The sequence below is a fragment of the Streptomyces sp. NPDC096176 genome (assembly GCF_044763255.1).
Taxonomy (GTDB): Bacteria; Actinomycetota; Actinomycetes; order Streptomycetales; family Streptomycetaceae; genus Streptomyces.
The window spans coordinates 302631-326220 of the sequence record NZ_JBIWFV010000001.1; the positions used below are offsets into that span (position 1 = coordinate 302631).

The window sequence follows — 23590 nt, forward strand, 5'->3', positions numbered from 1 at the left end:
GTTACGTGGATAAAGCGCGTGTCGTTGGCAGCATGGCCGCGTGACCCAAGTGACCGAACAGAGCCCCCCGATGCCGAAAGCCGAGGTCGCCGTGCAGGGCGGCACGTCGGTCGCGCTGGTCGCGTCCTTCGTGCGCGGCGCGACGGCGGCAGGGCTCGGGCTCGGCCTGATCAGCGTGTTCGTCATGGTGATGTGGATCAGCTCACCCTTCCCGGACAGCGGCCCCGCCGACGCGCTGCACGTGGCGGCGGCGCTGTGGCTGCTCGCACACGGCACGGAACTCGTACGGGCGGACACGCTGTCCGGCGTTCCCGCGCCGATGGGGGTCGTGCCGCTGCTCTTCGTCGCCCTGCCCGCGTGGCTCGCGCACCGGGCGGCCCGCGACGCCCTGGAACCCGACGAGGGCAGGCCGAGGCCCTCGGCGTGGGGCGCGCCCACCATGGTGACCAGCGGCTACGTGATGGTTGGCGCGCCCGTCGTGCTCTATGCCGCCGGTGGGTCCTTCGCCGCGGATCCGCTGAGCGCCCTGCTTCATCTGCCGCTGGTGACGCTCGTGGCGGCGGGGTTCGGGTCCTGGACCGCGAGCGGCCGGCCGCTCGGCCCGCTCCCCGAGTGGGTGCCGCAGTGGCTGCGGGTCGCCCTCGCCCGCACACGGGCGCACGTCGCCCTCCGGTCCGCCGCCGCCGGGGCGCTGGCGCTGCTCGCCGGCGGTGCGGTACTCGTGATCGTCTCCTCGGTCTGGCACGGGAAGGCGGTCCAGGAGTCGTTCCTGGGGCTCTCGGGGGAGTGGTCGGGACAGGCGGCGCTCGTGCTGCTGACGCTGGCTCTCGTGCCGAACGCCGCGGTGTGGGGCGCGACTTACGGGCTCGGCCCCGGCTTCGCCGTCGGTACGGGCGCGACGGCCACGCCGCTCGCTCTGGCCGGGTCGCCCGCGCTGCCCGATTTCCCCCTGCTGGCAGCGGTGCCGGCGCAGGGGCCGGGCACGCCACTGCACTGGGCGGCGATGGCGGTCCCGGTCGCCGCGGCCGCGGTGATCGCGTGGTTCACGGTGGGGACGGCGGCACCGCGGTACGGGGAGCGCGAGACGGCTTGGCGCCCCGGCGGGACCGCGCTCGCCGCGCTGCTCGGCTCGGTCGGCTGCGGGATGGTCGTGGCCGTGCTGGCCGCGGCTTCCGGGGGGCCGCTGGGCACCGGGCGCCTCGCCGAATTCGGGCCGGTGTGGTGGCTCGCGGGCCCGGCGGCACTGGTCTGGACGGCCGTTCTGGGGGTTCCGCTGGCCTTGGTCTTGCGGGCTTGGCGGCTGAGGTCGGGCCAGGGGTGGTGGCGCGGACTGCTGCGGCGCGACCGCACGGCGGGGGAGGGGGCCGGGGCGGCTGCGGCAGTGACCGTGGACGAGTCCGGGCAGCCGACGGGCCAGGACCTCGACGCGGAGGACGAGTTCGAACCGTACGACTTCCGGCCGTTGGACACCTGGCCCGAACCCGGGCCCGGCGAGACCCGCTGGGCAGCGCTGAAGGAGCCCGCACCGAAGGAGTCCTCGCCGAAGGAGCCCTCGGTGGTCCTCGGGACGGACCTGCCGCCGACGCCGGTGCCGACGCCGGAGGACGCCCCGGCGCAGCCGGACGCGCCCGCGCCGGAAGGGGCCGCGTCGGACGTGCCCGCGCCGGAAGGGGCCGCTGAGAAACCGGACGAGCCGTCGCCCGCCGACGTACCCGCCCCTCCCTGACGTCCGCACGCGCGAACGCCCCCGCATGGCCGGACGGGCCCGTCCCCGCTTCCCGGGACGCCCCCACGGCCGCGCCTCCGGCCGCATCCGCACCTCCGGCCGCATCCGCACCTCCGGACGCACCCGCAGACCCGGACGTGCCCCCGGCGCCCGAGGCGCCCCCGGCGGATGCGAAGTCCTGACGCCGCCGGGGGCAGCCCCGGAACCACGTGACGCCGCGACGGACCGGAGTCCGTCGCGGCGTCACGTGGTTCCGCGATGCGGGGTGCTACTCCTTGACGCCCAGAATGCCGCGCAGCGGCTTCGGGAGTTCCTCGTTGCAGGCCAGCTGGCCCGACTTCGTCAGGGCGTCGTTCACGCAGGTGTAGTAGTCGCGGTAGACCAGTTGCGCCGTGAACGAGGCCGCCACGATCAGCAGGGCGATGCTCGCCATCACCAGTCCGCTCACGGCCGAGGTGATCTGCGGCTTGCCGCCCGACGTGGTGGCGGAAGCGGGGGCGTGCGGCGGCGGGGGCGGAGCGTTCGGCGGGGTGCCGCCCGTCGTCAGGGCGTCGGCGGACACCCGGCGCTGGGGCTTGGCCCGCAGGGAGCTGATGCTCCAGTACAGCGCGAGCGCGCCCAGCAGCAGAGCGATCTCGGCGAAGTCGAAGACCGCGAAGAAGAACGCCCACATGCCCGACAGCAGGGCGTACCGCGCTCGCCGCTGGGCCGGGTCCGTCGGGTCCCAGCGCATGCCCCCGGGGCCGCCGGACTGCCCGCCCGAGCCACCGTTCCCGTCAGATCCGGGGCGGCCGCCGAAGCCGCCCGAGGAGCGGCCGGGCTGGCGGCTGCTCCACTGGCTGCCCCGGTTGGAGCCCGAGCCGGAGCTGCCCCCGTCGGATGAGTCCGGTGAGTCCGGTGAGCCGGAGTCTTTCGAGTTCGAGGACGAGTCGTCGCTCTGCGACGGGTGGCGTGGCTGCCACGGCTGGTCCGGCCTGCCCTCCGGCGGCGGCGCGAAGGGGTTGTTGTCGTCCGTGGACTGGCGCTCCCGCGGCAACAGGAGGTCCGTACGGCGGCGTCGGTCCGGCATCTGGTGAACGTCTTCCCCTCGTCATGCCCGTGATCGGGCCCGTCTGGCGCGGGCTCTGCCCCCAGACGCTACCTTCCGGCCACGCCCCCGTCCCGTGGGGGCCGTTCTGTGTGCCGGTATCGTTGCTGACGGTCGACCCCTTCGTAGAGTTCCCCGTATCCGGGGATGCGACTCGTTCGTACGACCGCACAAAGTCGCACCGTATGCCGCACCGTAACGCGAAAAGAGTCTCTCTGTGGCTGCCGCCCGCCTCGTCGTCCTGGTCTCCGGGTCAGGGACGAATCTTCAGGCCCTTCTCGACGCGATCGCCGCCGACCCGGACGGATTCGGAGCGCAGATCGTCGCCGTGGGCGCGGACAGGGCGGGCATCGCCGGTCTCGAGCGCGCGGAGCGCGCGGGCGTGCCGACCTTCGTCTGCCGGGTGAAGGATTTCGCCACCCGCGACGAGTGGGATGCGGCGCTCGCCGAGGCCACTGCCGCGTACGAGCCGGACCTCGTCGTGTCGGCCGGTTTCATGAAGATCGTGGGGAAGGAGTTCCTCGCGCGCTTCGGAGGGCGGTTCGTGAACACACATCCCGCCCTGCTGCCCAGCTTCCCCGGAGCCCACGGCGTGCGCGACGCACTCGCGCACGGCGTCAGGGTCACCGGGTGCACCGTCCACTTCGTCGACGACGGCGTCGACACCGGGCCGATCATCGCCCAGGGCGTGGTCGAGGTCCGGGACGAGGACTACGCAGACGGTGGCGACGCTCTTCATGAGCGCATCAAGGAAGTCGAGCGAAGGCTGCTCGTCGATGTCGTGGGGCGTCTGGCCCGTAACGGCTACCGCATTGAGGGACGAAAGGTAATTATCCCGTGACCGCCGAATCCATGAAGCGGCCCATCCGTCGCGCGCTGGTCAGCGTCTACGACAAGACGGGGCTCGAGAACCTCGCCCGCGGCCTGCACGAGGCGGGCGTCGAACTCGTCTCGACCGGCTCCACGGCCTCGAAGATCGCCGCCGCCGGTGTGCCGGTGACCAAGGTCGAGGAGCTGACCGGCTTCCCGGAGTGCCTGGACGGCCGGGTCAAGACGCTGCACCCGCGCGTGCACGCCGGCATCCTCGCCGACCTGCGTCTGGAGGATCACCGCAGCCAGCTCGCCGAGCTCGGCGTCGAGCCCTTCCAGCTGGTGATCGTGAACCTGTACCCGTTCAAGGAGACGGTCGCCTCCGGCGCCGGTCCGGACGAGTGCGTCGAGCAGATCGACATCGGCGGGCCCTCCATGGTCCGCGCCGCAGCCAAGAACCACCCCTCGGTCGCGGTCGTCACCAGCCCGGCCCGCTACTCGGACGTCCTGTCCGCGGTCAACGACGGCGGCTTCGACCTGGCGGCACGCAAGCGGCTCGCGGCGGAGGCGTTCCAGCACACCGCCGCCTACGACGTCGCCGTGGCCTCCTGGTTCGCCTCGTCCTACGCCCCCGCCGACGAGTCGGAGTTCCCGGACTTCCTCGGTGCCACGTGGGAGCGCGAGAACGTGCTGCGCTACGGCGAGAACCCGCACCAGGCCGCCGCGCTCTACACCTCCGGCAGCGGCGGCCTGGCGCAGGCCGAGCAGCTGCACGGCAAGGAGATGTCGTACAACAACTACACGGACACCGACGCCGCGCGTCGGGCCGCGTACGACCACTCCGAGCCGTGCGTCGCGATCATCAAGCACGCCAACCCGTGCGGCATCGCGGTGGGTGCGGACGTCGCGGAGGCGCACCGCAGGGCGCACGCCTGCGACCCGCTGTCCGCGTTCGGCGGTGTGATCGCGGTCAACCGCCCGGTGTCCGTGGCGATGGCCGAGCAGGTCGCCGAGATCTTCACCGAGGTGATCGTCGCGCCCGGCTACGAGGAGGGCGCGGTCGAGGTCCTGGCCAAGAAGAAGAACATCCGGGTGCTGCGCGCCGAGGGCGCCCCCGCGAACCCGGTCGAGATCAAGCCCATCGACGGCGGCGCGCTTCTCCAGGTGACCGACCGTCTGCAGGCCGACGGCGACGACCCGGCGAACTGGACGCTGGCGACCGGCGAGGCACTCTCCGTCGAGGAGCTCGCCGAGCTGGCCTTCGCATGGCGGGCCTGCCGCGCTGTGAAGTCCAACGCGATCCTGCTCGCCAAGGACGGCGCCTCCGTGGGTGTCGGCATGGGGCAGGTCAACCGCGTCGACTCCGCGAAGCTCGCGGTCGAGCGGGCCGGCGAGGAGCGGGCGCGCGGCGCGTACGCCGCGTCGGACGCGTTCTTCCCGTTCCCGGACGGGCTGGAGATCCTGACCGCGGCGGGCGTCAAGGCCGTGGTGCAGCCGGGCGGTTCGGTCCGCGACGAGCTGGTCGTGGAGGCCGCGAAGAAGGCCGGCGTGACGATGTACTTCACGGGGACGCGCCACTTCTTCCACTGAGCGTGAGCACTGAGCGCGCGAAGACGGCCCGCCGGTCGCAAGCCGGCGGGCCGTCCGTTCCCCTCCCCAGGTGGAGTCAGCGCCGGGGTAGGGAGAGGGAGGGCCCAAGAGCACGGCTTTCCGCCGGTGCGGCACGAGACCGGCCGAGAAAGACCGAAGGCCGTGATCCCGTCGGGAGTCACGGCCTTCGGAGCGCCACGAGGTCAGTGACGCGGTCGCTTGAACCAGTCTGCGGTCGCGCTCTTGGACGCGAACACGATCAGCAGGATCGCCACGATCAGCGTGATCAGGCCGATCGGGATGGTGAAGATGCCGCTGATGATGGCGAAGGCGCCGTAGACGATCGAGCAGACGCGGACGCCGTTGGCGCCGTTGGCGTACTTCAGCGCGAGGACCAGGCCCAGCGCGGCGAAGACGAGGGAGAGCACCAGGAGGAACCCGAGCACCCCCTTGCCGAGGTCGGCGAAGGCTTCGCTCTCGGTGCCGTTCAGGTCGGCCGCGGCCTTGTCGAACTCCGAGATCGTGTAGCCGTAGAGAGCGGCGACAGCGAGCTGGCAGGCGACGATGACGAAGAGGAAGATACGGGCGGCCTTGGTGATGCCGGGCATCTCGGTCGGACCGGCCGGGTAACCGCCGCCGTAGGGCTGCTGGACCGGCGGTGCCTGGGGGTAGCCGTAGCCGGGCTGCTGGCCCTGCTGCTGGCCGTAGGGGTTGTTCGGGTCGCCGAAGCTCATGGCGGGTTTCCTCCGTTGAAAGTGCGGGGACGACGCGGTCGGAGCGGAGGAACTGCACGACTGTCGATCTCTAGTTGCCCCCCGGCACTGCCCGCGGCACTGCGCGGTTCATCGTCGTATCTGCGTCGACTTTTTGTCCAGTCGGTATACGCAGGTGTTGTGCAAGTGCAACCTGTTGTGCTTGCGGGGCTCCGCCGAGGCGATGCCCGCCCCGTGGGCCGGATTGGAACGAGGGAGGGTTCATCCGCGAGGATGGGCGCATGACTGCCCAGATTCTCGATGGCAAGGCCACCGCAGCTGCGATCAAGTCCGATCTGACCGCCCGCGTGGCGGCCCTCAAGGGGCGGGGTGTCACCCCCGGGCTCGGGACCCTTCTCGTCGGAGACGACCCGGGAAGTCGCTGGTACGTCAACGGCAAGCACCGCGACTGCGCGCAGGTCGGCATCGCCTCGATCCAGCGCGAACTGCCCGACACCGCCACGCAGGAGGAGATCGAGGCGGTCGTGCGGGAGCTCAACGAGAACCCCGAGTGCACCGGCTACATCGTCCAACTCCCGCTTCCCAAGGGCATCGATGCAAACCGGGTGCTGGAGCTGATGGATCCGGCCAAGGACGCGGACGGGCTGCACCCGATGAGCCTCGGCAAGCTGGTGCTCGGCGTCGAGGGGCCGCTGCCGTGCACCCCGTACGGCATCGTCCAGCTGCTGCGCCACCATGGAGTGGAGATCAAGGGCGCGAACGTGGTGGTCGTCGGGCGGGGTATCACGATCGGGCGGCCGATGCCGCTTGTGCTCACCCGCAAGTCCGAGAACGCGACGGTCACGCAGTGCCACACCGGTACGCGCGACCTCTCCGCCCACCTCCGGCAGGCCGACATCATCGTCGCGGCGGCCGGCGTGCCGCACCTGATCCAGCCCGAGGACGTCAAGCCGGGCGCGGCCGTCCTCGACGTCGGCGTCAGCCGCGACGAGAACGGCAAGATCGTCGGCGACGTCCACCCCGGTGTCGCGGAGGTGGCCGGCTGGGTCGCGCCGAACCCGGGCGGCGTCGGCCCGATGACGCGGGCGCAGCTGCTGGTGAACGTGGTCGAGGCGGCCGAGCGCGCGGCTTCCGCCGAGTCCGCGGTCTGACGGGGGCCGGTCCGATGGACGTGCGCCCGAACGACGACGTGGCCCCGCAGGCCGCCGGGCCCGACGGCTCCGCCTCCGGCCCCTCGAAGGGCCCTTCGAGGGACTCCTCGAACGGTTCCTCGCCCGGCCCTGCCGCCGGCGACGACCGCGGGCAGGGTCCGGCGGACGTGAGCGGTGCGGAGCCGGCCGAGGGCGCCGGGACCGCGGACGCCGTCGACGGCTCCACGTCCGACAACCCCAAGGACGGCGAAGCCCTCGACGACTCCGACCCTTCCGAGGGCGAGGAGCTGCCGTCCGAGGAGGAGGTCCGGGCGTGGCTGAACGGCACTGACCCCGGCCCCGACGCGGGTTCCGGCGAAGAGGCGTCGGTGGACGGGCCGCAGGACGGCCCCGGGGGTGCGTCCGAGGATTCGGACGACGCCGCCCGCAGAGCGGGCTCAAGGCGCCCGCCGACCGTCACGCGTGACACCGCGCGGCCCGAGGGTGGCGGTCGGGCCGCGCCCAGGGACGCCCCGGCGCCCGCGCGGCAGTGGCCGCTGCTCACTGTCCTGACTCTGACCGGCATCGGCCTGCTGATCATCGGCACCGACGCCTTCGCGGACGCCTTCCGGGTCGGCACGATCCTGATCGGCGCCGGCCTGATCGTCGGAGCCGTGCTGCGGCGGGTCACGCCCTCCGTCGGCATGCTCGCCGTCCGCTCGCGTTTCACGGACATGATCACGTACGGGCTGCTGGGCACGATGATCGTTCTGCTCGCCCTGGTGGCGCAGCCGAAGCCGTGGCTCGACGTGCCGTTCCTCGAGGACGCCGTTCATTTCACGGTGCGCTGAGGCCTCTCGTCCGCATCGGGTCGAGGGTCTTTCTTTCAGGTCCGAACGAAGGGCCCTGGGTCCGAACGGGAGGTCCCGGGGCCGGTCCTGCGGCCGGGATCCGGAGTGTCGCCCTCTCTCGCGAGTAGCTTGATGTCGAGATGGCCCGTTTCCTCCCCTCGGGGGCGGCGGGCCGGTCGACGCGCGAGAGGGACGTTCACCCGATGGCCAAGATCAAGGTAGTCAACCCCGTCGTCGAACTCGACGGTGACGAGATGGCCCGCATCATCTGGCGGTTCATCAAGGAACAGCTGATCCTGCCGTACCTCGATGTCGAGTTGAAGTACTTCGACCTGGGCATCGAGCATCGCGATGCCACCGGCGACCAGGTGACCGTCGAGGCCGCCAACGCCATCGCGAAACACGGCGTTGGCGTCAAGTGCGCCACGATCACCCCCGACGAGGCGCGGGTCGAGGAGTTCAAACTCAAGGCGATGTACCGCTCGCCGAACGGCACGATCCGCCACATCCTCGGCGGCGTCATCTTCCGTGAGCCGATCATCATGTGGAACGTGCCCCGGCTGGTGCCGGGCTGGACGAAGCCGATCGTCGTCGGCCGCCACGCCTTCGGCGACCAGTACCGCGCCACCGACTTCAAGGTCCCCGGGCCGGGCACCCTGACGATGTCGTTCGCCCCGCAGGACGGCTCCGACCCGATCGAGGTCGAGGTGCACCGGTTCCCCGGCCCCGGCGTCGCGCTCGGCATGTACAACCACGACGACTCGATCCGCGACTTCGCGCGCGCCTCGTTCCGATACGGGCTCGGCCGTGGCTACCCGGTCTACATGTCCACGAAGAACACGATCCTCAAGAAGTACGACGGCCGGTTCAAGGACATCTTCCAGGAGGTCTTCGACGCCGAGTTCAAGGGGGAGTTCGACAGGGCCGGCCTGACCTACGAGCACCGTCTGATCGACGACATGGTGGCCGCCGCACTCAAGTGGGAGGGCGGCTATGTCTGGGCGTGCAAGAACTACGACGGCGACGTCCAGTCGGACATCGTCGCGCAGGGTTTCGGCTCGCTCGGCCTGATGACCTCCGTCCTGATGTCCCCGGACGGCAGGACCGTCGAGGCGGAGGCGGCGCACGGCACGGTCACCCGGCACTACCGCCAGCACCAGCAGGGCAGGGACACCTCGACCAACCCGATCGCGTTGGTCCACGCCTGGACCCGCGGCCTCGCCCACCGCGGCCGACTGGACGGCACCCCCGAGGTGACCGGGTTCGCGGAGGCGCTCGAGCGGGTGTGCGTGGAGACCGTCGAGGGCGGTCAGATGACCAGGGACCTGGCGCTGCTGATTTCCCCCAACCAGCCGTGGCAGACCACGGAGCAGTTCCTGCAGACCCTGGACGCCAACCTGCAGAAGAAGATGGCCGACCACGGCCTGCTGTGACGCCGGACGCCGACGGCGCCCGTCCTCTCCCCCGAGGGAGGACGGGCGCCGTCGTGCTTCAAGAGTCATGGACGCGCCAAATGCGTTCAAGGGACGACTGTGGCCTGTGGCACGGAAGTGACCATTCCGCCACGGTGTGATCGTCGTGCTACGGATGCGAGACTGGGGCCGCACCCGAGGCGCATCGGCAGCGCGGGGGTATATAAAGCACTTCGGGGGACAAGGGGGAAGTACCAATGCCTCGTTGGAGGGAATTGCCCGAGGGGCTGGACCCGGAGGTCCGCGAGTTCATGGGGCAGCTGCGAGGTCTCGTCGACCGCAGCGGACTGAGCATCGCGGCCGTCTCGGACCGCACCGGGTACAGCAAGACGTCCTGGGAGCGTTATCTCAACGGGCGGCTCCTCGCCCCCAAGGGCGCCGTCGTCGCGCTCGCCGAAGTGACCGGCACGAGCCCCATTCATGTGACCACCATGTGGGAACTCGCCGAGCGTGCGTGGAGCCGGGCCGAGATGCGGCACGACATGACGATGGAAGCGATACGGATCTCGCAGGCGCGCGAGGCGCTCGGGGGTGGCGCCGGCCAGGGCGCGCCCACCGCTGCGCCCCGGCGCGGCACGACCGGGCCCGGCACTCGTCCCGCGTCCGGCGGCGGGCCGTCCGGCTCGGGGTGGCCCCCCATGGCGGGCGCGTCGTACGGGCCCGGCCCCAACGGCCCCGCCGGCGGAACGGCCCCGCAGCGCGTACCGCAGCAGGCCGGGCGGCCCCCGCACGGCGCCGGCGCGCCCGCGGCCCCCGCCGATCGCCCCGTCAGGCGCCGCAGGAAGGCCCCGTTCATCGCCGCCGCAGTCGCCAGCGTGCTCATCGTGGGCGCCGGGGTCTGGCTGCTGGTCGACGGCGACAGTGGCGACGACGGCAGGCAGGCCGCCCCGACGCGGTCGGCCGCCCCCACCACCAGCAGCCCGCAGCTGCCCGCCGGCGTGAAGTGCAACGGCGCCGACTGCGGCGGCCAGGATCCGGAGAGCATGGGCTGCGGCGGCGAGTACGCGAAGACCGTCTCCACGACGACCGTCGGCACGGCGGTGGTCGAGGTCCGTCACAGCGAGGTCTGCGGCGCGGCCTGGGCCCGTATCACCCAGGCGGCCGTCGGCGACTCGGTGCAGATAGCCGTCGGCGGCAAGGCCCGGGAGAGCGCTCTGGTCAACGCGGACAAGGACGCGTACACGCCGATGGCGGCGGCCCCCGATCCGGCCGACGTGAAGGCGTGCGCCACGCTCAAGGCCGGTGCGGAGGGCTGCACCTCCCCGCAGTGACGCGGGGCGTGACACACGGTGACGATCTTGTGGTGCGACGTGGTGAGCCGCGCCGCAAGGGGTCGGAGGACTGCGCGCGTCCGGGTCGGATAGCCTGACCGCTGGAAATCTCTTCACGTCAAGATTCAGCAGGGCGTGGACGAGAGGTCCCGCACGAGGGGCAGAGTTGCCCACCGCCAGCTGTCTTACGGAGATCGCCATGACCCGCACTCCCGTCAACGTCACCGTGACCGGCGCGGCCGGCCAGATCGGCTACGCGCTGCTCTTCCGTATCGCCTCCGGCCACCTGCTCGGCGCGGATGTGCCGGTCAAGCTGCGCCTGCTCGAGATCCCACAGGGACTCAAGGCCGCCGAGGGCACCGCCATGGAGCTCGAGGACTGCGCCTTCCCGCTGCTCAAGGGCATCGAGATCACCGACGACCCGAACGTCGGCTTCGACGGCGCCAACGTCGCCCTGCTCGTCGGCGCCCGCCCGCGCACCAAGGGCATGGAGCGCGGCGACCTGCTCTCCGCCAACGGCGGCATCTTCAAGCCGCAGGGCAAGGCCATCAACGACAACGCCGCGGACGACATCCGCGTCCTCGTCGTCGGCAACCCGGCCAACACCAACGCCCTCATCGCCCAGGCCGCGGCCCCGGACGTACCGGCCGAGCGCTTCACCGCGATGACCCGCCTCGACCACAACCGCGCGATCTCGCAGCTGGCCGCCAAGACCGGCGCCGCCGTCTCCGACATCAAGCGCCTCACGATCTGGGGCAACCACTCGGCGACCCAGTACCCGGACATCTTCCACGCGGAGATCGCCGGCAAGAACGCCGCCGAGATCGTCAACGACGAGGCGTGGCTGGCCGACACGTTCATCCCGACCGTCGCGAAGCGCGGCGCGGCGATCATCGAGGCCCGTGGTGCGTCCTCGGCCGCCTCCGCCGCCAACGCGGCCCTCGACCACGTCCACACGTGGGTCAACGGCACCGCCGCGGGCGACTGGACCTCCATGGGCATCCCGTCGGACGGCTCCTACGGCGTCCCGGAGGGCCTGATCTCCTCCTTCCCCGTCACCTGCAAGGACGGCAAGTACGAGATCGTCCAGGGCCTGGACATCAACGAGTTCTCGCGTGCGCGCATCGACGCGTCCGTGCAGGAGCTCGAGGAGGAGCGCGCCGCGGTTCGTGAGCTCGGCCTGATCTGACGCTTCCCCCGTCGTGCGTACGCCCCGGTCGCTCCTGCGGCCGGGGCGTACGGCGTTCCACCGGAACGCAGCGGAAAAGTTTTGAACGCGTTCGGGAACTGGGGCGGTGTGTTTCCGAGTCTCGGCTCACATGCGCGTGATGATGATCCTGCCGGCCCTGACCGAAGCGACCAGTCCGCTCTTCCGCCCCATCAAGTACTCGCTCTTCCCGCCGCTCGGTCTCGCGACCCTCGCGGCATACCTCGACGACACGGACGAGGTGACGCTGTACGACGAGCACGTCGAGCGCATCGACATCGAGGCGCTGCCCAGCCCCGACCTGTTGGTGCTCCAGCCGTACATCACCTCCGCGCGGCGCGGCTACGAGATAGCCGACCACTTCCGGGCACGCGGCGTGCACGTGGCGATGGGCGGGCTGCACGTCACCTCACTGCCGGAAGAGGCCGCCGCGCACGCCGACACGATCTTCACGGGGCCGGGGGAGGAACAGTGGCCTCTCTTCCTGAAGGACTTCCGGGACGGCGTTCCCGCGAGGCGTTACGACTCCACGGCCCAGCGCACGCTCGTCGGCCTGCCGCCCGTCCGCCGCGACCTGATCAAGCGTCACCTGTACCTGGTTCCGAACTCGATCGTCGTCTCGCGCGGCTGCCCGCACCACTGCGATTTCTGCTACAAGGACGCGTTCTTCGAGGGCGGCAAGTCCTTCTACACGCAGACCGTCGACGACGCGCTCGGTGAGATCGACCGGCTGCCGGGCCGTCATCTCTACTTCCTCGACGACCATCTGCTGGGCAACCGCCGTTTCGCGGAGGCCCTGTTCGACGGGATGAAGGGAATGGGCCGCCTCTGGCAGGCCGCCGGGACGGTCAACTCCGTGCTGCGGCCCGGCCTGTTGGAGCGGGCGGTCGACGCGGGCCTGCGCAGTCTGTTCGTGGGTTTCGAGACCGTCAACGACGCGAACCTCGCGGAGCGGCGCAAGAACCAGAACATCGGCAAGGACTACGACGCGGCGGTCCGCCGTCTGCACGACGCCGGCGTCATGGTCAATGCCAGCTTCGTCTTCGGTCTCGACCAGGACGGCCCTGACGTCTTCGACCGCACGGTGGAGTGGGCCGTCGAGCAGGGCATCGAGACGGCGACGTTCCACATCATGACGCCGTATCCGTCCACCGGACTGTGGAAGCAGATGGTGGCGGAGGACCGGATCGTGCACCGTGACTGGGACCTCTACGACACCCGCCACGTCGTCTACCGCCCCAAGGGCATGACCCCGAAGGAGCTGGAGGACGGCTACTGGCGTGCGTACCGCGACTTCTACCGCTGGTCCAACATCTGGCGCGGCGCCTCCGCCCAGCCCGGCGCGCACGAGCGGCTGCGCCATCTCGCGTACGCGGGCGGCTGGAAGAAGTTCGAGCCCGCGTGGGACGCGCTGATCCGCTCCAGGCGGGTGGTGCGGGCGATGCCGGTGCTGGAGCGGACGCTGGCGGCGTTCGGAGGGCGCAGGGCGGGGTGAAGGGTGGCGCGGCGTCAGCCCGCGAGGACGATCCGGTCGGGAATCGTCACGGCTTGCCGATGTCGACCACCCATACACCGGTCCCGGAGTATGCCTCCGGCGTCGCGCTGAGCACCTGGCCGTCGACGGCGCCGGACACCGCGGCGTGGACCGCGTGGGCGTGGCGCCAGTCGATGCCGGAGGACACGGCCTGCTCGACGGCGGCGCATGCGGCGAAGTCCAGCGGGTCGAACTCCAGGCCGGGCAAGGCGCCTACGTGAGCCGCGACGCCCGGCAGTTCCAGGCTCGCCGAGATCAGGCAGAGCGCGGGCACATGGGCACGCTGGGCAGGATCGGGCGCCTCGACCACTGCGAGACCGGACAGGAAACGGTGTCCCCTGCACAAGGCGAGAACAGCGGTGTGATCAAGGATGATCACCTACGCCTCCCGATGCGGCCGGCCGCGATGTCCGCCCGCCACAGCTGGGCGCGTTGTACGTCGTCCTCGCTGAGATCGCGGCACAAGTTTGCGCGGACGTAAGCCAGACCTCGCGCGGAGCGTTCCGCGCGCTCGGCCTCCGTCGGTGTCTCGGCGGCCAGTCGCTCGACGAGGCCGCGGACGCTGGTGCCACGCTCCTCCGCCAGTATCCGCAGCCTGTCGCGAACCTCGTCGGTGATTTTGATCGTCGTGTCAGCCACTCGTTGAGAATACAATTGAATACCTCATTCCTCGGTTACCGCAGAGGGCGGACGGCAGTCGCGGCAGTGGCCCGGCACCGCAGATCTGAACGGTCGGGCGCAGCCCTCGCACTCCTGGAGCGGGACGACCCCCACGGCCGCGGCTTGCTTCGGCAGCTCGGGCGGCAGCCAGTTCTCGAGGCGGTACGCGAGGATCCGGGACGGTCGGTACAGGGTGCCTGCGGGCAGCGCGGAGGCGAGAGTACGGGCGACCTGCGGGCCGGGTACGTCGCGGTCCAGCCACTGCGCGACGGCCGGGGCCAGGTCGGCGATGTCGCGGACGGAGAGCGTCAGGCGCGGGTCGAGCGTCCGCAGTCCGGCGAGGAGCTGGGCGGCGGGCTGGCGCAGCAGCTCACCAAGGCCGGGCAGAGCGCCGGCGTGGCCGGCTGCGCGTCCGGGCTCCCGCTTGACCAGGCTGACCCGCCGCAGGGGCGCACGTGGCTCCGGCTTGGCGCCGGGGCACTCGTAGTACGTGGTCCGGGTGCCGATGCGCTGGCCCGGGGCGCGGTGCTTCACGCGGCTCAGGTATCCGGCTGCTTCGAGCTCGTTGAGCGCTTTCGCGAGCCGGTCCGGACTGTCGGGGAACTCGTCGGTCAGGGGGGCCTGGCTCTGGAGGATTCCATACCGCCTGGCGAACTGGCTGACCGTTCGCCGGCCGGTGATCAGACGGCCCACGTCCTGTACTTCGAGGCAGGCGCACAGGTCCGCGTCACGGGGCTCGACCAGGGTGAACGGGCCCGCCGAGCCCGGCGTGGCAGCCGCGCGCGGTCGGCATCACATGGATCTCGATGTGCCGCTGGGCCGAGTGTGCAGGGCGCTGCTGCATCACTGGGAGGAGCTTGCGGCGGCGCGGGAGCGGATGGCGCATGATGGGGCGCATGCTTGCGACCAGCACGGCCCGTGACGCCGTGGGCGCCGCCGATGCCGTCCAACTGGCAACGGACACCGGCCAGCACGGGATGGCCGCCTTCGGGATAGTGATCCTGGGCGTGCTGGTCCTGATCACGCTGAGCGCCTACCTCTTCCCGGCGTTCGCCGCCCGCGGTCGTTTCGGCGCACCGACCCTTGCGGGGACTCTTCGGGACGTCTCGCTGGTGTGCGTGTCGGTCGCGCTGGCGATCTACCTGTACGGCCTTCTGTGCTACATCCGCCTCGAGAACGAGTGGTACACCTGCGCGACGCAGCGGTACGGGTACTCCTCGCCGGTGGACGGGCCGAACCTGGAGCGCATGCAGGACAGTCTGTTCCCGGTGAGCTCGGTCTGCCGGTGGTCGGACGGTCACACGTACGACTTCGTCCCCGCCTTCGTGAACCCGGCGATCACGGTGCTGCTGTTTGTCGCCGTCGTCTTGGCGGGGGTGGCGCTCGGGCACGCGGGGGCTAAGCGGGACCTGGCGGGCCGGGCCGGTCGGCGGCAGGCTCCCTGGAGTTGACGTGCACGGACGCGATGCGGTCGAGGTCGTCGAAGAGGACGTCGACCGTGCCTCCGTTCGGGAGTCCGGCGCTCAGACGGTCCTCGGCCTGCCGCTGCGGCAGTTCGTGGTGAGCGAAGTACCCGGCGACCACCTGTCGGGCCGAGCCGCCCAGTAGCCCCGCCCCGGTGAGCAGAACCCGGGGCAGCGTGATGGCATCGGGCTCGGCCCGGGGGACCTGCGGGTCGTCGGGGACCATGTACGCACGGGCGTCGGGGCTTGCCTGCACGCCTATGTAGCCCGCCGCGCCAAGCACGCCCATCGCCGTGAAGGCAAGGGTCTCCGCCGCCCGCCGCGCATCCTCGTGGCCGGCGAGGCGCACGAGGTCGTCGGTGAACTCGTGCAGCCCGTGCGCCTGTCCGTACTGCCTGATCCGCTCCGCCGCGCGGGCGACGGGTGAGCCCTGGAAGCCGGGGTTGGCCCAGGCCCACAGCCACGACCGGTCGTTCACGTCGAACGTCCCGAGCAGGGAGATCCGCAGCTCACGCCCGGCCTGCCGGTACAGGCACCGACCGAGGTCGGCGCTCCACTCGCCCATGGGCAGGAACGCGTTGAACGTCTCGAGTTGTTCGGCGCCCCAGGCGGCGTGCTGCTCGGTGAGGCGGAGGAACGGAGCGCTGAAGGTCGTGGCCATGAAGAAAAGCCTAGGGCCGACGCCGGACCGCATGATCGCGCGGGGTGGGGCGGCCCGTCCCCCTGCCGACACTCTGCGTGACGCCGACGTGTGACGCCGACGCCGGACGTCGCCGCGGAGTGAGCGTGGACACATTCGGTTAACCGTTGCGCATGGTTTTCGGTCTTTCGGGCAGGCAGCCAGATCGCCGGGGTGGGTGACCGGTGCGGTGCAAAACGGGAACGAAAGGCCAAACAGGACGTGTCGGCAGTACAGCAGACCATTCACGTGGGCGGAGAGTGGCGGTTCGCCGTCTCCGGGGCCACGCGCGACATCATCGACCCGGTGGACGGGAGTGTCTTCGCCGTCGTGGCCGAGGGCGGCGTCGCCGACACGGATGACGCCGTCGACTGCGCACGTGCCGCGTTCGACGACGGCACCTGGCCGCGTACCCCGGTCGCAGAGCGGGCCGCCCTGCTGCGCCGCGTCGCCGCGCTGCTGGAGCGCGACAGGGAGAAGCTCGGCGCGCTGGAGAGCCAGGACGCCGGCAAGACCCTCGAAGAGGGCCGCGTCGACGTCGACTGTGTTCGCGACGCGTTCCTCTACTTCGCCGACCTGGTCACGAACGAGAGCGGCGGCCGCGTCGTCGACGCCGGGTCCGACGAAATCCACAGTGTCGTCGTGCATGAGCCGGTCGGCGTCTGCGCGTTGATCACACCGTGGAACTATCCACTCCTTCAGGCGAGTTGGAAGATTGCCCCGGCCCTCGCCGCGGGCAATACTTTTGTGATCAAGCCCAGTGAGATCACGCCGCTGACCACGGTCGCCCTGATCGACCTGCTGATGGAGGCCGGGTTGCCCCCCGGCGCCGCGAACGTCGTCACCGGCCCCGGCGACCAGGTCGGGGCACGCCTGGCCGAGCACCCCGACGTGGACCTCGTGTCCTTCACCGGCGGGCTCGTCAGCGGTACGAAGGTGGCCCGCGCCGCCGCCGACAGCGTCAAGAAGGTCGCCCTCGAACTCGGCGGCAAGAACCCGAACGTCGTCTTCGCCGACGCGTGCGCCACGCCGGAGAGCTTCGACACCGCCGTCGACCAGGCACTGAACGCGGCCTTCATCCACAGCGGCCAGGTCTGCTCCGCCGGATCGCGGCTCATCATCGAGGAATCGCTGCGCGAGAGGTTCGTCGCCGAGCTGGCGCGCAGGGCCGAGAAGATCCGCCTCGGACGCGGCTCCGAGAAGGGCGTCGAGTGCGGCCCGCTGGTCTCCGCGCAGCAGCTCGCCAGGACCGAGGACTTCGTCGCCTCCGCGCTCGGTGAAGGCGCGGTGCTGCGGGCGGGCGGCGAGAAGCCGGAGGGGCCCGGCTACTTCTACCGGCCCACCGTCCTCGATCACTGCCACCGCTCGATGCGCGTGGTCCGCGAGGAGATCTTCGGCCCGGTGCTGACCGTCGAGACCTTCCGTACCGAGGAAGAGGCCCTCGCGCTGGCCAACGACACGGAGTACGGCCTCGCGGGCGCCGTATGGACCGCCGACGCCGGCCGGGCGCGCCGGATGGCCGGGCGGATGCGGCACGGCACCGTCTGGATCAACGACTTCCACCCGTATCTGCCGCAGGCGGAGTGGGGCGGCTTCGGCAAGTCGGGCATCGGCCGTGAGCTGGGCCCCGCCGGACTCGCCGAATACCGCGAGGCCAAGCACATCTACCAGAACCTTGCCCCGCGTCCCGTGCGCTGGTTCGCGGGCTGAGTCGCCGAGTCGAGGAAAACGCACCATGACCGACCACATCCACGAGTACGACTATGTCGTCGTCGGAGGCGGCACCGCCGGTTCCGTGATCGCCTCCCGCCTCACCGAGGACCCCGACGTCACCGTCGCCGTCATAGAGGGCGGCCCGAGCGACGTCGGCCGCGACGACGTACTGACCCTGCGCCGCTGGATGGGACTGCTCGGCGGCGAGCTCGACTACGACTACCCCACCACCGAGCAGCCCCGCGGCAACTCGCACATCCGGCACAGCCGCGCACGGGTGCTGGGCGGCTGCTCGTCGCACAACACGCTCATCGCCTTCAAACCGCTGCCGTCCGACTGGGACGAGTGGGCCGAGGCCGGCGCCGACGGCTGGGACGCGGACGCCATGGACCCGTACTTCGCGAAGCTGCGCAACAACGTCGTCCCGGTCGACGAGGCCGACCGGAACGCCATCGCCCGCGACTTCGTCGACGCCGCGCAGACCGCACTCGAGGTGCCGCGGATCGAGGGCTTCAACCAGCAGCCCTTCCACGAAGGCGTCGGCTTCTTCGACCTCGCCTACCACCCGGAGAACAACAAGCGCTCCTCGGCGTCGGTCGCCTATCTGCACCCGTTCCTGGACCGGCCGAACCTCCACATCGCGCTGGAGACCTGGGCGTTCCGGCTGGAGCTGGACGGCACCCGGGCGACCGGCGTGCACGTGCGCGCCAAGGACGGCGAGGAGCGGGTCGTACGCGCCCGCCGCGAGGTGCTCGTCTGCGCGGGTGCCGTCGACACGCCCCGGCTGCTGATGCACTCCGGCATCGGACCGCGTGCCGATCTGGAGAAGCTCGGTATACCCGTCGTCCACGATCTGCCGGGCGTCGGCGAGAACCTGCTCGACCACCCGGAGTCGGTCATCGTCTGGGAGACCCACGGGCCCATCCCGGAGAACTCCGCGATGGACAGCGACGCCGGGCTCTTCGTACGGCGGGACCCCGCGTCCGCGGGGCCCGACCTGATGTTCCACTTCTACCAGATCCCCTTCACCGACAATCCCGAGCGCCTCGGCTACGAGCGGCCCGCGCACGGTGTGTCGATGACCCCGAACATCCCGAAGCCCCGGAGCCGCGGCCGGCTGTACCTGACCAGCGCCGACCCCGAGGTGAAGCCGGCGCTGGACTTCCGCTACTTCACGGACGAGGACGACTACGACGGCCGCACCCTCGTCGACGGCATCAAGCTGGCGCGCGAGATCGCGGCGCGCGAACCGCTCGCCGGCTGGCTGAAGCGCGAGGTCTGCCCGGGGCCGGAGGTCACCTCCGACGAGGAGATCAGCGAGTACGCGCGAAAGGTCGCGCACACCGTCTACCACCCTGCCGGCACCTGCCGGATGGGTGCGGTCGACGACGAACTCGCCGTCGTCGCACCTGACTTGAAGATCCGGGGCCTCGACGGCGTCCGGATCGCCGACGCGTCCGTCTTCCCGACGATGACGGCCGTCAACCCGATGATCGGCGTGCTGATGGTCGGGGAGAAATGCGCGGACCTGCTGGGAGGTAATGCACGATGAGTACTCCGCCGCCGCCTGTCTTCTCCGTACGCGACCTGTGGAAGGTCTTCGGCCCGAAGGCCGGCCGGGTGCCCTCGAACCCCGAGTTCGAAGCCCTCGACGCGACCGAACTGCGCGGCCGCACCGGTTGCACCGCCGCCGTGCGCGACGTCTCCTTCGACGTCCGCAAGGGCGAGGTCTTTGTCGTCATGGGTCTGTCCGGGTCCGGAAAGTCGACGCTGGTGCGCTGCCTGACGAGGCTCATCGAGCCGACGTCCGGCTCGATCGCCATCGACGGCGAGGACGTGCTGTCGATGGACGCCGGGCGCCTGCGCGAACTGCGCCGGCACCGGGCGTCCATGGTGTTCCAGCACTTCGGGCTGCTGCCGCACCGCTCGGTCCTCGACAACGTCGCCTACGGACTCGAGATCCAGGGCGTCGGCCGCGCGGAACGGCGCAGGCGCGCCGCCGAGTTCGTCACCAAGGTCGGTCTGGAGGGCATGGAGTCACGCCGCCCGGGTCAACTGTCCGGCGGGCAGCAGCAGCGCGTCGGGCTGGCCCGCGCCTTGGCCGTCGACCCGGAAGTGCTGCTGTTCGACGAGCCGTTCAGCGCGCTCGACCCGCTGATCCGGCGCGACATGCAGGAGGAGGTCGTACGGCTGCACCGCGAGGAGGGCCGCACGATGGTCTTCATCACGCACGACCTGAACGAGGCGCTCAAGCTGGGCGACCGGATCGCGCTGATGCGGGACGGCAGGATCGTCCAGCTGGGCACGCCCGAGGAAATCGTGGGCGAGCCGGCGGACGAGTATGTGCGGGACTTCGTACGCGACGTGCCGCGCGAGCAGGTCATGACGGTGCGCAGCGCCATGCGGCCCGCCGACGCGTCCGAATCGGAGGCGGGCCCGGCGCTCGCCCCCGACGCGACGGTGTACGAGGCGATCGAGGCCGTGGCCCGCACCGGCGAGAGCGCACGGGTGATCCAGGACGGCCGCTGCCTCGGCGTCGTGGACCACGCGAGCCTGCTCTGCGTCGTCGCGGGCGTCCCGGCCGTCAAGGAGGCCGCCGCGTGATCCGCAGACCGCTCCTGACGCCCCGCCGCAACGCCGACGGGCGGTGGCGCCGATGACCGCCGCCGTGTCCGCGCCCGCCGCGGAGAAGAAGAACATCACCAGGCGGTCGTTCCGCGACGTCCTGCGCAGTCCCGTGCAGGGCAAGCTGCTGGCGCTCGCCGCGCTCGCGGTCCTCCTCGTACCCGCCGGGATCACCCTGTGGGGCAGCGGGAGCTGGCCGGAAGCTCTGCACGTCGACATCTCGGGACCGCTCGACGACGCCAACAAGTGGGTCATCGACAACCGCGACTCCCACCCGCTCTTCCTCTACTTCCTGCTGCACCTGTCCAACACCGCCACCGACGCGGTCGGCGGCGTGTACGACCTGCTGCACTCGATGGGCTGGCTCGGAGTGCTCGCCGTCGGCGTCCTCGTCGCCTGGCGCGCCGCCGGACTCGGCCGCAGCGGGGCGAAGGTGGCCGCGACCGCGTTCGGCGCGTTCGCGCTGTGCGGGCTGCTGGGCATGTGGGACGCCACGCTGCTGACCATCGCGCTGATGGTCGTCGCCGTGGCGGCCGCCGCGCTGCTCGGAGTGCTGATCGGCCTGGCGGCCGGCCTGTCCGACCGGATCAACCGCGCGCTGCGACCGGTGCTCGACACGATGCAGGTCCTGCCGGCCTTCGCGTATCTGCTGCCTTTCGTGCTGGTCTTCGGCACCGGCACACCGGCCGCGTTGTTCTGCACCGTCATCTACGCCGCCCCGCCCATGGCCCGTCTCACGGCGCTCGGCCTGCGCGGTGCCGACTCCTCGGTGCTCGAGGCGTCCGCGTCGCTCGGCGCGAGCCCGTGGCAGCGCCTGCGGACCGCCCGGCTGCCGCTCGCCCGCCGGCAGATGCTGCTCGGCCTCAATCAGACGATCATGATGGCGCTGTCGATGGTGGTCATCGCCGCCCTCGTCGGCGCGGGCGGCCTCGGTGAAGAGGTCTACTCGGCGCTCTCCACCGTCGACGTCGGCAAGGCGCTCACCGCCGGCATCCCGATCGTGCTGATCGCCATCTGGCTGGACCGCACGACGGCGGCGGCCGGCGACCGGATCGGCCACAGCGTCCCGGGCAGCGGTCTGCTGCACGGCCGCTCCGGCTGGGGCCTGGTCGCGGCGGGCACCGCCGTGGCCGTGTCGGCCCGGTTCCTGATCGGCGGCGCGTGGCCCGAGGCCTGGACGTTCAACATCTCCACGCCGGTGAACAAGGCGCAGGGCTGGGTCACCGAGCACCTCTCGTCCGGCATCCCGGTGCTCGGCGGCACCGAGGTCTGGTCGGAGCAGTTCACCCTGTGGATCCTCAACCCGCTGCGGGACGGCCTTCTCTGGCTGCCCTGGTGGTCGGTCCTGCTGATCGTCGCCGCCCTGGCCTGGATCGTCGGCACGTGGGCGACCGCCCTGACGGCCACGCTCGCGATGTCGGCGATCGGCGTGCTCGGAGTATGGACGAAGTCCCTGAACACGCTCTCGCAGGTGCTGGCCGCGCTGGTCGTCACGCTGGTCGTCGGCGTGCTCGTGGGCGTCGTGTGCGCCCGCGCCGGGCGCCTCGAGCGCTGGCTGAGGCCCGTTCTCGACGCCATGCAGACGATGCCGCAGTTCGTCTACCTCATCCCGGTCGTGGCGCTCTTCGGAGTCACCAGGGCCTCGGCCATCATCGCCGCCGTCGTGTACGCGCTGCCCGCCGTCGTGCGCATCACCGCACAGGGCCTGCGCGAGGTCGACCCCGCGGCCATGGAAGCGGCACGCTCACTCGGCGCCTCGGCCAGGCAGCAGCTCTTCCAGGTCCAGCTGCCGCTCGCCCGGCCGGCTCTCCAGCTCGCCGTCAACCAGGGCGTCGTGCTTGTTCTCGCCGTGGTCGTCGTCGGCGCACTCGTCGGTGGCGGGGCGCTCGGCTACGACGTCGTCAAGGGCCTGTCCCGCGGCGAGATGGGCCTCGGGATGACCGCCGGTCTGGCGATCGTCTGTCTCGGCCTCGTACTGGACAGGGTCACCCAGCCGGCTGCCCGCAAGCGTCACGGATCCACCTGACCCACCACCGACGTCCCCGTCACGAACAGCAGGAGCACCATCATGCGAAACCGCACCAGAACCATCCGTACCGCCACCGCCGTCGTCGGCGCCTTGGGCGTCCTGACGCTCAGCGCGTGCAGCGCCGCGGACACCGGCAAGAGCCAGGACGCGGCAGGCGGTGACAAGACCGTGAAGCTCACCGTTCCCTCCTGGGTCGGCGCGCAGGCCAACACGGCTGTCGCGGAGTACATCCTGGAGAAGGAGCTCGGCTACACGGTCAAGTCCCAGCAGATGGGCGAGGTCCTCGCCTGGGACGCGCTCTCCAAGGGCGACGTCGACGCGATCATGGAGGACTGGGGACACCCGAAGGAAGAGAAGCGGTACGTCGAGGACAAGAAGACCGTCGTCAAGGGCGGCGATCTCGGAGTCACCGGCCACATCGGCTGGTTCGTGCCCAAGTACTTCGCCGACGAGCACCCCGATGTGACGGACTGGAAGAACCTCAACAAGTACGCCAAGGAGTTCGCGACCGCCGAGAGCGGCGGCAAGGGCGAGATCCTCGAAGGCTCCCCGGACTACGTCACCAACGACGACGCGATCATCAAGAACCTCGACCTGAACCTGAAGACGAACTACGCGGGTTCCGAGGCGGCGCAGATCACGGCCATCAAGAAGTACGTCAAGGACAAGAAGCCCTTCCTCACCTACTGGTGGACGCCGCAGTGGCTGAACGCCGAGGTCGAACTCGTCGAGGTCAAGCTCCCGGAGTACAAGGAGGGCTGCGACGCCGACCCGAAGAAGGTCGCCTGCGCCTACCCGAACACCCCGCTGCAGAAGTTCCTCAACGCCGACTTCGCGAAGAACGGCGGGGACGCCGCCGAGCTCCTGAAGAACTTCAAGTGGACGACCGAGCAGCAGAACGAGGTCGCGCAGATGATCGCCGGGGAGAAGATGTCCCCCGAGGCGGCGGCCGAGAAGTGGGTCAAGGCCAACGAGCCGACGTGGAAGGCGTGGCTCGGGAAGTGACGCGCGGTCGTGGGACCGCCGCGCC

21 protein-coding genes are annotated in these 23590 nt (G+C 70.9%); 15 read left to right on the forward strand and 6 right to left on the reverse strand.

Annotation, left to right across the window (positions count from 1 at the left end):
• Positions 1-40: 40 nt before the first annotated feature.
• Positions 41-1726, forward strand: coding sequence for a DUF6350 family protein (locus ACIQ7Q_RS01525; RefSeq protein ID WP_403855088.1), 1686 nt, complete (start codon positions 41-43; stop codon positions 1724-1726).
• 268 nt (positions 1727-1994) lie between these two features.
• Here the strand turns inward: ACIQ7Q_RS01525 and ACIQ7Q_RS01530 are convergent, their stop codons facing one another.
• A complete protein-coding gene (locus ACIQ7Q_RS01530) occupies positions 1995-2795 on the reverse strand; it encodes a hypothetical protein (protein ID WP_403855090.1) in 801 nt (266 codons plus the stop codon).
• Positions 2796-3030: 235 nt separating this feature from the next.
• Between ACIQ7Q_RS01530 and purN the strand changes: the two genes are divergently transcribed.
• A complete protein-coding gene (gene purN, locus ACIQ7Q_RS01535; RefSeq protein WP_403855092.1) occupies positions 3031-3654 on the forward strand; it encodes a phosphoribosylglycinamide formyltransferase in 624 nt (207 codons plus the stop codon).
• Positions 3651-5213 carry a bifunctional phosphoribosylaminoimidazolecarboxamide formyltransferase/IMP cyclohydrolase gene (gene purH / locus ACIQ7Q_RS01540; RefSeq protein ID WP_403855094.1) on the forward strand — a complete coding sequence of 521 codons (1563 nt, stop codon included), beginning with the start codon at positions 3651-3653 and terminating at the stop codon, positions 5211-5213. Before purN ends, purH begins: the two co-directional genes overlap by 4 nt.
• A 203-nt stretch (positions 5214-5416) precedes the next feature.
• Here the strand turns inward: purH and ACIQ7Q_RS01545 are convergent, their stop codons facing one another.
• Positions 5417-5947, reverse strand: coding sequence for a hypothetical protein (locus ACIQ7Q_RS01545; protein ID WP_403855096.1), 531 nt, complete (start codon positions 5945-5947; stop codon positions 5417-5419).
• Between the two features lie 260 nt (positions 5948-6207).
• Here ACIQ7Q_RS01545 and ACIQ7Q_RS01550 point away from each other — a divergent pair, with 260 nt between their 5' ends.
• The 6 genes from ACIQ7Q_RS01550 (at position 6208) to ACIQ7Q_RS01575 (ending at position 13352) form a co-directional block, all read left to right on the forward strand.
• Positions 6208-7077, forward strand: coding sequence for a bifunctional methylenetetrahydrofolate dehydrogenase/methenyltetrahydrofolate cyclohydrolase (locus ACIQ7Q_RS01550; RefSeq protein ID WP_403855098.1), 870 nt, complete (start codon positions 6208-6210; stop codon positions 7075-7077).
• A 14-nt stretch (positions 7078-7091) separates the two neighbouring features.
• Positions 7092-7907, forward strand: a complete 816-nt coding sequence (locus ACIQ7Q_RS01555) for a DUF3017 domain-containing protein (RefSeq protein ID WP_403855100.1) — start codon at positions 7092-7094, stop codon at positions 7905-7907.
• A 203-nt stretch (positions 7908-8110) separates the two neighbouring features.
• A complete protein-coding gene (locus tag ACIQ7Q_RS01560; RefSeq protein ID WP_403855102.1) occupies positions 8111-9340 on the forward strand; it encodes an NADP-dependent isocitrate dehydrogenase in 1230 nt (409 codons plus the stop codon).
• Between the two features lie 236 nt (positions 9341-9576).
• Complete coding sequence (locus ACIQ7Q_RS01565) at positions 9577-10650, forward strand: helix-turn-helix domain-containing protein (protein ID WP_403855104.1); 1074 nt, start codon at positions 9577-9579, stop codon at positions 10648-10650.
• A 199-nt stretch (positions 10651-10849) separates the two neighbouring features.
• Positions 10850-11839, forward strand: a complete 990-nt coding sequence (locus tag ACIQ7Q_RS01570; protein WP_403855106.1) for a malate dehydrogenase — start codon at positions 10850-10852, stop codon at positions 11837-11839.
• Positions 11840-11969: 130 nt separating this feature from the next.
• Positions 11970-13352 (forward strand): B12-binding domain-containing radical SAM protein, encoded by a 1383-nt coding sequence (locus ACIQ7Q_RS01575; RefSeq protein ID WP_403855108.1) that lies wholly within the window; start codon positions 11970-11972, stop codon positions 13350-13352.
• Between the two features lie 46 nt (positions 13353-13398).
• Here ACIQ7Q_RS01575 and ACIQ7Q_RS01580 read toward each other — a convergent pair whose 3' ends face one another.
• The 3 genes from ACIQ7Q_RS01580 to ACIQ7Q_RS01590 are packed head-to-tail and all read right to left on the reverse strand — an operon-like array spanning position 13399 to position 14744.
• Positions 13399-13770 (reverse strand): hypothetical protein, encoded by a 372-nt coding sequence (locus tag ACIQ7Q_RS01580; protein WP_403855110.1) that lies wholly within the window; start codon positions 13768-13770, stop codon positions 13399-13401.
• Positions 13767-14030, reverse strand: coding sequence for a hypothetical protein (locus ACIQ7Q_RS01585; RefSeq protein ID WP_403855112.1), 264 nt, complete (start codon positions 14028-14030; stop codon positions 13767-13769). Before ACIQ7Q_RS01585 ends, ACIQ7Q_RS01580 begins: the two co-directional genes overlap by 4 nt.
• A gap of 24 nt (positions 14031-14054) precedes the next feature.
• The gene (locus tag ACIQ7Q_RS01590; RefSeq protein WP_403855114.1) at positions 14055-14744 is read right to left on the reverse strand and encodes a helix-turn-helix domain-containing protein; all 690 of its coding nucleotides are present in this window, start codon (positions 14742-14744) and stop codon (positions 14055-14057) included.
• A 203-nt stretch (positions 14745-14947) separates the two neighbouring features.
• Between ACIQ7Q_RS01590 and ACIQ7Q_RS01595 the strand changes: the two genes are divergently transcribed.
• Positions 14948-15502 (forward strand): hypothetical protein, encoded by a 555-nt coding sequence (locus tag ACIQ7Q_RS01595; protein ID WP_403855116.1) that lies wholly within the window; start codon positions 14948-14950, stop codon positions 15500-15502.
• Here ACIQ7Q_RS01595 and ACIQ7Q_RS01600 read toward each other — a convergent pair.
• Positions 15450-16175, reverse strand: a complete 726-nt coding sequence (locus ACIQ7Q_RS01600; protein WP_403855118.1) for a DUF6882 domain-containing protein — start codon at positions 16173-16175, stop codon at positions 15450-15452. The two genes, ACIQ7Q_RS01595 and ACIQ7Q_RS01600, sit on opposite strands and share 53 nt — an antisense overlap.
• Before the next feature lie 240 nt (positions 16176-16415).
• Here ACIQ7Q_RS01600 and ACIQ7Q_RS01605 point away from each other — a divergent pair, with 240 nt between their 5' ends.
• From ACIQ7Q_RS01605 to ACIQ7Q_RS01625, 5 genes are read left to right on the forward strand one after another with little or no spacing between them, the layout of a single operon-like run.
• Positions 16416-17903 (forward strand): aldehyde dehydrogenase family protein, encoded by a 1488-nt coding sequence (locus ACIQ7Q_RS01605; protein WP_403855120.1) that lies wholly within the window; start codon positions 16416-16418, stop codon positions 17901-17903.
• Between the two features lie 25 nt (positions 17904-17928).
• Positions 17929-19458, forward strand: a complete 1530-nt coding sequence (locus ACIQ7Q_RS01610; RefSeq protein WP_403855122.1) for a GMC family oxidoreductase — start codon at positions 17929-17931, stop codon at positions 19456-19458.
• Positions 19455-20510 (forward strand): glycine betaine/L-proline ABC transporter ATP-binding protein, encoded by a 1056-nt coding sequence (locus tag ACIQ7Q_RS01615; protein ID WP_403855124.1) that lies wholly within the window; start codon positions 19455-19457, stop codon positions 20508-20510. The genes ACIQ7Q_RS01610 and ACIQ7Q_RS01615 overlap by 4 nt, the downstream gene beginning before the upstream one ends.
• Positions 20511-20562: 52 nt before the next feature.
• Positions 20563-22557 carry an ABC transporter permease gene (locus ACIQ7Q_RS01620; RefSeq protein WP_403855126.1) on the forward strand — a complete coding sequence of 665 codons (1995 nt, stop codon included), beginning with the start codon at positions 20563-20565 and terminating at the stop codon, positions 22555-22557.
• Positions 22558-22599: 42 nt separating this feature from the next.
• A complete protein-coding gene (locus ACIQ7Q_RS01625) occupies positions 22600-23565 on the forward strand; it encodes an ABC transporter substrate-binding protein (RefSeq protein ID WP_403855128.1) in 966 nt (321 codons plus the stop codon).
• The last annotated feature ends 25 nt before the right edge of the window (positions 23566-23590 follow it).